This is a genomic window from Halomonas sp. 707D4 (assembly GCF_024158685.1).
In the GTDB taxonomy this organism is placed as follows: domain Bacteria; phylum Pseudomonadota; class Gammaproteobacteria; order Pseudomonadales; family Halomonadaceae; genus Vreelandella.
Genome location: NZ_JAMZBD010000150.1, coordinates 1 through 6,668 on the forward strand (window position 1 = coordinate 1; position 6,668 = coordinate 6,668).

Below are 6,668 nucleotides of genomic sequence, written 5' to 3' on the forward strand. Positions count from 1 at the left end.
GTACTGAACGTTCTGCACCGTATCCCAGGCCAGGGCGTTGTCGAGGCTGCTCTCGCCGATGCGCTCCGGGTCGATCAGGCTGGGAAAGGCGATGTCCGGCTCGACGCCGCGATTCTGGGTGCTCTCGCCGGAAATGCGGTAGAACTTGGCGCGGGTCAGCTTGATCTGGCCGTGGCTCAGCTCGTTGAGCGTCTGCACGGTTCCCTTGCCGAAGGTGGTGGTGCCGACCACCAGGCCGCGGCCGTAATCCTGGATCGCGCCGGCGAAGATTTCCGAGGCGGAAGCGGAGAGGCGATTGGTCAGCACGGTGAGCGGACCGTCGTAGACGGTGCCGGCATCGGTGTCGCCGTAGAGCTGGATGCGCCCCTGGGCGTCGCGCACCTGGACGGTGGGGCCGCGGTCGATGAACAGGCCGATCAACGAGTTGGCTTCCTGCAGGGCGCCGCCGCCGTTGTTGCGCAGATCCAGCACGATGCCTTCGACCTCCTGCTCCTTGAGTGCCTCGATCTCGCGGGCTACGTCGCGGGTGGTGCTGCGATACTCCTCTTCGCCGGCCTGCCAGGCGTCGAAGTCGACGTAGAAGGTGGGCACGTCGATCACGCCGATCTTGTGCGGCTCGCCGTCACGCTCGACCTCGATCACCTCGCCGTGGGCCGCCTGATCCTCGAGGCTGACGGTGTCGCGGGTGATCTCGACCACGTGGGAGCGAGTCATGTCGACGGCCTGGGCGGGCACCACGTCGAGGCGCACCGTGGAGCCTTTCGGCCCGCGGATCAGATCCACCACGTTGTCCAGGCGCATGCCCACCACGTTGACCATCTCACCGTCTTCCTGACCGACGGCGATGATGCGATCGGCGGGCTCGAGCACGCCCGCGCGCTCGGCAGGACCGCCAGGCACCAGGCTCGCCACCTTCACGTATTCGCCTTCGGACTGCAGGAGTGCGCCGATGCCCTCGAGCGACAGGCTCATCTGGATATCGAAGGATTCGCTCTGGCGTGGCGAGAGGTAGCCGGTATGCGGGTCGATGGTGCTGGAGATCGCCGCCATCAGGATGCCGAACACGTCCTCGGATTCGGTCTGGTTGAGCCGGGTGAGCTGGCCTTCGTAGCGCTGGCGCAGGTTGTCCTCGATCTGCTCCTCGTCCTGGTCGGTCAGGGCGAGCGTCAGGGCGTCGTTCTCGAGGCGCTTGCGCCACAGTTCGTCGAGTTCGCTCTCGCGGCTCGCCCAGGGGGCGTCCTCGCGGTCGATCTCGAGTCGCTCGTTGCTTTCGAAGTCGAAGGAGAGCCCTTCGTCGAGACGTTCCAGCAGCCATTCGAGCCGGGCGATATGGCGCTCGCTGAGCAGGTTGTAGAGTTCGAAGGCCTCGTCGAGCTCGCCTTCGAACAGCACCTCGTCCATGTGTTCTTCAAGATGGCGGTACGGCTCGATGTCGCGCTTGAGCAGGTAGCCACGCTGGTTGTCCAGGATGTCCAGGTAGCGCTGGAAGGCTTCCTGCGACCACTGCTCGTCAAAATCGATATTGGCGTAGTGGCCGTAGCGGAGCGCGTCCCCGATCTCCACTGCCGCTTGGCGTTGTTCATCGGTCGGCGCAAGTTGCGCCAATGCCACCGGGCTGGTCATCACCAGCATCACGGCAACGGCGACCGAGCGCGAAAGCGTTGCAAACAAGCTCATCAGTCAGGCTCTCCCGGAATTTATGGTCACTCAGTGTTCCTTGACATGCAGCCAACCCATGAGTTGCGCAGGCCGAAAGAGCATTGTAGCAGGACATACACTCTGTGATACTCACTGATTTTCCGACGGAGGGCATTCAATTTGAACGCGGTCGACAGCACGTCTCGAAGCGAGGGGCGCCTCGGGCGGCTCTGCGAATTTCTGGCGGACTCGCCCACGCCCTGGCACGCCACCCGATCGATGGTCCGACGCCTGGAGCAGGGCGGTTTCACGCGCCTCGACGAGAAGGCCGACTGGAAGCTCGAGGCCGGCGGGCGCTACGTCGTCACCCGCAACGACTCCTCGCTCATCGCCTTTCAACTGCCGGCGCGGGGGCTCGATGCCCTGCGCATGATCGGCGCGCATACCGATAGCCCGGGGCTGCGGCTCAAGCCCGAGGCCACCCAGCGCTCGGCGGGCTGGCTGCAGCTTGGCGTGCAGGTCTATGGCGGAGTGCTGCTGGCGCCTTGGTTCGATCGCGACCTGGGGCTTGCCGGGCGCGTGCACGTGCGCCATGCGGATGGCCGGCTCGAGAGCGTGCTGCTCGACGTCGCCGAGCCCATCGCCATCATTCCGAGCCTGGCGATCCACCTGGACCGGGAGGTCAACGCCGGCCGCGCGATCAACCCCCAGACCCAGATGGCGCCGGTCGTGATGCAGAGCGACGACGCCACCCTGGAGTCGCTGCTGGCGCGCTTTCTGGCACGCGAGCACGGCCTCGAGGGCGTCGAGGTGGTGGACTTCGAGCTGGGCTTCTACGACCTGCAGCCGCCGTCGCTGATCGGGGTGAAGCGCGAGCTCGTCGCCAGCGCCCGGCTGGACAACCTGCTGTCGTGCTTCATCGGTCTGGAAGCGCTGCTCGATTGCGACGGCGAGCAGGGGGCGCTGCTGGTGGCCAACGATCACGAGGAGGTGGGCAGTGCCAGCGCCTGTGGCGCCCAGGGGCCGTTTCTGGGCGATGTGCTCAAGCGCCTGAATGCCCAGGTCGGGCGGGGCGGCGAGGAGGCGCTGATCCAGCTGATCCAGTCGTCGCTGATGATCTCCTGCGACAACGCCCATGCGCTGCATCCCAACTTTCGTGACAAGCACGACGAGCGTCACGGCCCCAGGATCAACGGCGGCCCGGTCATCAAGGTCAACGCCAGCCAGCGCTACGCCACCAACAGCGTGACCGGGGCGCTGTTTCGCGACGTATGCCGCGAGGCAGACGTGCCGGTGCAGTCCTTCGTCACTCGCGCGGACATGGGCTGTGGCAGCACCATCGGGCCGATCACGGCGACCGAAATCGGCGTGCCCACCATCGACGTGGGCGTGCCCCAGTGGGCGATGCACTCCATTCGCGAAACCGCCGGCACCCGGGACGTCGAGCACCTGACCCGCGCGCTGGTCGCGTTCCTGAACCGTCCGACGCTAAGCTGAAAGGAGAGGGGGCGAAAGCCCCCCTGGGCACACGAAAAAGCCCGCCGATCGAGAGATCGGCGGGCTTTTTTCGGAACTGGTGGCTACACCCTGATTTGAACAGGGGACCCCATCATTATGAGTGATGTGCTCTAACCAGCTGAGCTATGTAGCCGTTCAACGGGGGCGAATATTACAAACTGCATCGCCGCCCGTCAAGCGTTCTTTGTCCTTGCGCTCAAAACGTCAGACGTTGAACCGGAAATGGATCACGTCGCCATCCTTGACGATGTACTCCTTGCCTTCCAGGCGCCACTTGCCGGCATCCTTGGCGCCCTGTTCGCCGCCCAGGGTCACGAAGTCGTCATAGGCGATGACCTCGGCGCGGATGAAGCCTTTCTGGAAATCCGTGTGGATCACGCCGGCGGCCTCGGGGCCGGTGGCGCCGGCCTTCACGGTCCAGGCGCGCACTTCCTTGACGCCGGCGGTGAAGTAGGTCTGCAGGCCCAGAAGCGCATAGCCGGCACGGATCACCCGATCGAGCCCCGGTTCTTCCATGCCCATCTCCTCGAGGAACACGCTGCGCTCGTCGTCGTCGAGCTCGGCGATCTCGGCTTCCAGCTGATTGCACACCGGCACCACCACCGCGCCTTCCTCGGCGGCGATCTCCTTGACGATATCGAGGTACGGGTTGTTCTCGAAGCCGTCCTCGTTGACGTTGGCGATGTACATGGTCGGCTTCAAGGTCAGAAAGCCGAAGCTCTTGACCTGCTGCTTCTCGTCCTCAGAAAGCCCGAAGCTTCTCAGCGGCATGCCTTCGGCCAGATGCGGCTGGATCTTGTCGAGGATCAGTTTGGTCGCGGTGGCGTCCTTGTCGCCGCCCTTAACCGAGCGCACCAGGCGCTGGCTCGCCTTCTCGACGGTATCGAGATCGGCCAGCGCCAGCTCCAGGTTGATGGTCTCGATGTCCGCCCGCGGGTCGACCTGGTTGGCGACGTGGATCACGTTGTCGTTGTCGAAGCAGCGCACCACGTGGGCGATCGCCTGGGTCTCGCGAATGTTGGCCAAGAACTTGTTGCCCAGGCCCTCACCCTTGGAGGCACCGGCCACCAGGCCCGCGATGTCCACGAACTCCATGGTCGTGGGCAGCACCTTCTGGGGCTTGACGATCTCGGCGAGCTTGTCCAGGCGCGGGTCGGGCATCGGCACGATCCCGACGTTGGGCTCGATGGTACAGAAGGGGAAGTTCTCCGCATCGATGCCGGACTTGGTCAACGCGTTGAACAGCGTGGATTTGCCTACGTTGGGTAGGCCGACGATTCCGCAATTGAAACCCATGTGAATATCCTGACCGGGGCGGAGGTATCGATCCGCCTTGAAGTGAAAACGGGTGGCTACTTGACGCTGTGCAGCCGGTTCATGGCCTTGGCCCAGTCGCCGGCAAGCGCCAGGGGCAGGGTGGCCTCGCACTCGGCCAGCGCCTGGTCGATCGCTTCCTGCTCTGACTTGCCCGGGCGGTTCAGCACGTAGTGGCTGACCTGGCGCGCCTCCCCCGGATGGCCGATGCCGATGCGCAGGCGGTGAAAGCCGTTCTGGTTGCCGAGTGCGCTGATGATGTCGCGCAGGCCGTTGTGGCCGCCATGGCCGCCGCCGGTCTTGTAGCGCGCCTGGCCCGGGGGCAGGTCGAGCTCGTCGTGGACGACGAGCAGTTCCGACGGTGCGAGCTTGAAGAACTGGCAGAGCGCCGCGACGGCCCCTCCGCTTCGGTTCATGAAGGTGGTGGGGTTGAGCAGGTGGACATCGCGATCTCCCAGGCGCGCCTTGGCGTAGAGGCCGAGGAATTTCTTCTCCGGGCGAAGCTCGGTGTGGGCGCGGCGTGCCAGCGCATCCACCAGCCAGAAGCCCGCGTTGTGGCGCGTCGCCTCGTAGTCAGGACCCGGGTTGCCCAGTCCGATGATGGCCGTCACCTGGCTCATTCCCACCTCCCATTCAAAAAAGCGTTGCCGTGCCGGGAGCGATCTTCGAAACCATCGTCGAAGCCCGGCGCGGTGAATCGTTTCCGGCACGCAAAAAAAATCAAGCGCCGGGGCGCTTGATTTTAACATCCTTGGGCCATGCGGGCATGGCCCAATGCACGGGCAGGCCGTGGAGGGTGCGCTTACTCGGCGCTGCCTTCCTCGCCTTCGCCTTCTTCCTCGTCACGCACCTGTACCTTGGTGATGCTGAGGACGGCGTGGTCGTGCTCTTCGCCGTGGGACAGGTCCACGGAAGAGACGCCCTTCGGAAGCGTGAGGTCGGACAGGTGCAGGGTGGTGCCCAGCTCGACGCTTGCGATGTCGACTTCCAGGAAGTCCGGCAGGTCCTTCGGCAGGCAGCTGATCGCCACTTCGTTGGCCATGACGTGCAGTTCGCCGCCCTGGTCCTTGATGCCGACGCACTTCTCTTCACCGGTCACGTGCAGCGGCACGTTCATGGTGATTTCGTGGGTGGCGTCGACGCGCATGAAGTCGGCGTGGGTCAGCAGCGGCTTGAAGGGGTGACGCTGCAGATCACGCACGACGACCTGCTCTTTTTTGCCGTCGATGTCGAGGTTGATGACGGACGAGAAGAAAGACTCGTCTTCGATCGCCTTGTAGAAGGAGGTCTTCTCGACGGAGATGGACTGCGGCTCCTTCTCACCACCGTAGATGACGGCCGGAACCTGCTGGTTCGCACGACGCAGGCGGCGGCTCGCACCTTTCCCCAGGTCGTTACGAACGCTGGCTTTCAAAGTAAAATCAGACATGTGTGTGCCTCTTGGTTTGAGTAGGAAGACATCGCCGACCGCGACCAGACGACGACGCCTTCATGGCCCCGTGAGGGGGCTTTCATCGTCAGCTCAATGGAACATCGCGCTAACAGATTCTTCGTTGCTGACCCGGCGGATCGCTTCGGCAATCAGCCCGGCCACGCTGAGCTGGCGGATCTTGCCGCTGCGGCGAGCGTGTTCGGCCAGCGGGATCGTATCGGTGACGACCACTTCGTCGAGCACGGAGCTTGTGATGTTGTCGACCGCGGGGCCGGACAGGATCGGGTGGGTGGCGTAGGCCACCACGCGCGCGGCGCCGTGATCCTTGAGCGCCTCGCCCGCCTTGCACAGGGTGCCGGCGGTGTCGATCATGTCGTCGACCACCACACAGGTGCGACCTTCGATCTCGCCGATGATGTGCATTACCTGGGCCTGGTTGGCCTGGGGGCGACGCTTGTCGATGATGGCGAGATCGGCGTTCAACTGCTTGGCGATGGCACGCGCGCGCACCACGCCGCCGACGTCCGGCGAGACCACGACCAGATCGGCGTAGTTCTGGCGCTCGATGTCGTCGAGCAGGATCGGCGAGCCGTAGACGTTGTCCACCGGCACGTCGAAGAAGCCCTGGATCTGGTCGGCGTGCAGGTCCATTGTCATCACGCGGTCGACGCCGGCCTTGACCATCATGTCGGCCACCACTTTCGCCGAGATGGGCACGCGGGCGGAGCGCACGCGGCGATCCTGGCGGGCATAGCCGAAGTAGGGA

The 6,668-nt window shown here is 64.6% G+C and carries 6 protein-coding genes and 1 tRNA gene; 1 reads left to right on the forward strand and 6 read right to left on the reverse strand.

Features of this window, described 5'->3' with window-relative positions:
• Positions 1 to 1,677: S41 family peptidase (locus BIS11_RS08290; RefSeq protein WP_253585912.1), on the reverse strand; the 1,677-nt coding region annotated here is incomplete at its 3' end.
• Positions 1,678 to 1,818: 141 nt separating this feature from the next.
• Here BIS11_RS08290 and BIS11_RS08295 point away from each other — a divergent pair.
• The gene (locus BIS11_RS08295) at positions 1,819 to 3,135 is read left to right on the forward strand and encodes a M18 family aminopeptidase (RefSeq protein ID WP_253420824.1); all 1,317 of its coding nucleotides are present in this window, start codon (positions 1,819 to 1,821) and stop codon (positions 3,133 to 3,135) included.
• 77 nt (positions 3,136 to 3,212) lie between these two features.
• Here BIS11_RS08295 and BIS11_RS08300 read toward each other — a convergent pair.
• From BIS11_RS08300 to BIS11_RS08320, 5 genes are all read right to left on the reverse strand, one after another.
• Positions 3,213 to 3,289, reverse strand: a tRNA-Met gene (locus tag BIS11_RS08300).
• A gap of 71 nt (positions 3,290 to 3,360) precedes the next feature.
• A complete protein-coding gene (ychF, locus tag BIS11_RS08305; RefSeq protein ID WP_253420821.1) occupies positions 3,361 to 4,452 on the reverse strand; it encodes a redox-regulated ATPase YchF in 1,092 nt (363 codons plus the stop codon).
• 56 nt (positions 4,453 to 4,508) lie between these two features.
• Positions 4,509 to 5,090, reverse strand: a complete 582-nt coding sequence (gene pth, locus BIS11_RS08310; protein ID WP_253420818.1) for an aminoacyl-tRNA hydrolase — start codon at positions 5,088 to 5,090, stop codon at positions 4,509 to 4,511.
• 182 nt (positions 5,091 to 5,272) lie between these two features.
• A complete protein-coding gene (locus tag BIS11_RS08315) occupies positions 5,273 to 5,899 on the reverse strand; it encodes a 50S ribosomal protein L25/general stress protein Ctc (RefSeq protein WP_253420816.1) in 627 nt (208 codons plus the stop codon).
• A gap of 93 nt (positions 5,900 to 5,992) precedes the next feature.
• Positions 5,993 to 6,668 (reverse strand): ribose-phosphate pyrophosphokinase (locus BIS11_RS08320; RefSeq protein WP_253585913.1); only part of this gene is annotated, 676 nt, incomplete at its 5' end.

What these genes read in the sequence shown, in the direction of transcription:
- ychF (WP_253420821.1), bottom strand. Translation starts at nt 4,452, where the DNA reads ATGGGTTTCAATTGCGGAATCGTCGGCCTACCCAACGTAGGCAAATCC.
- pth (WP_253420818.1), bottom strand. Translation starts at nt 5,090, where the DNA reads ATGAGCCAGGTGACGGCCATCATCGGACTGGGCAACCCGGGTCCTGAC.
- BIS11_RS08315 (WP_253420816.1), bottom strand. Translation starts at nt 5,899, where the DNA reads ATGTCTGATTTTACTTTGAAAGCCAGCGTTCGTAACGACCTGGGGAAA.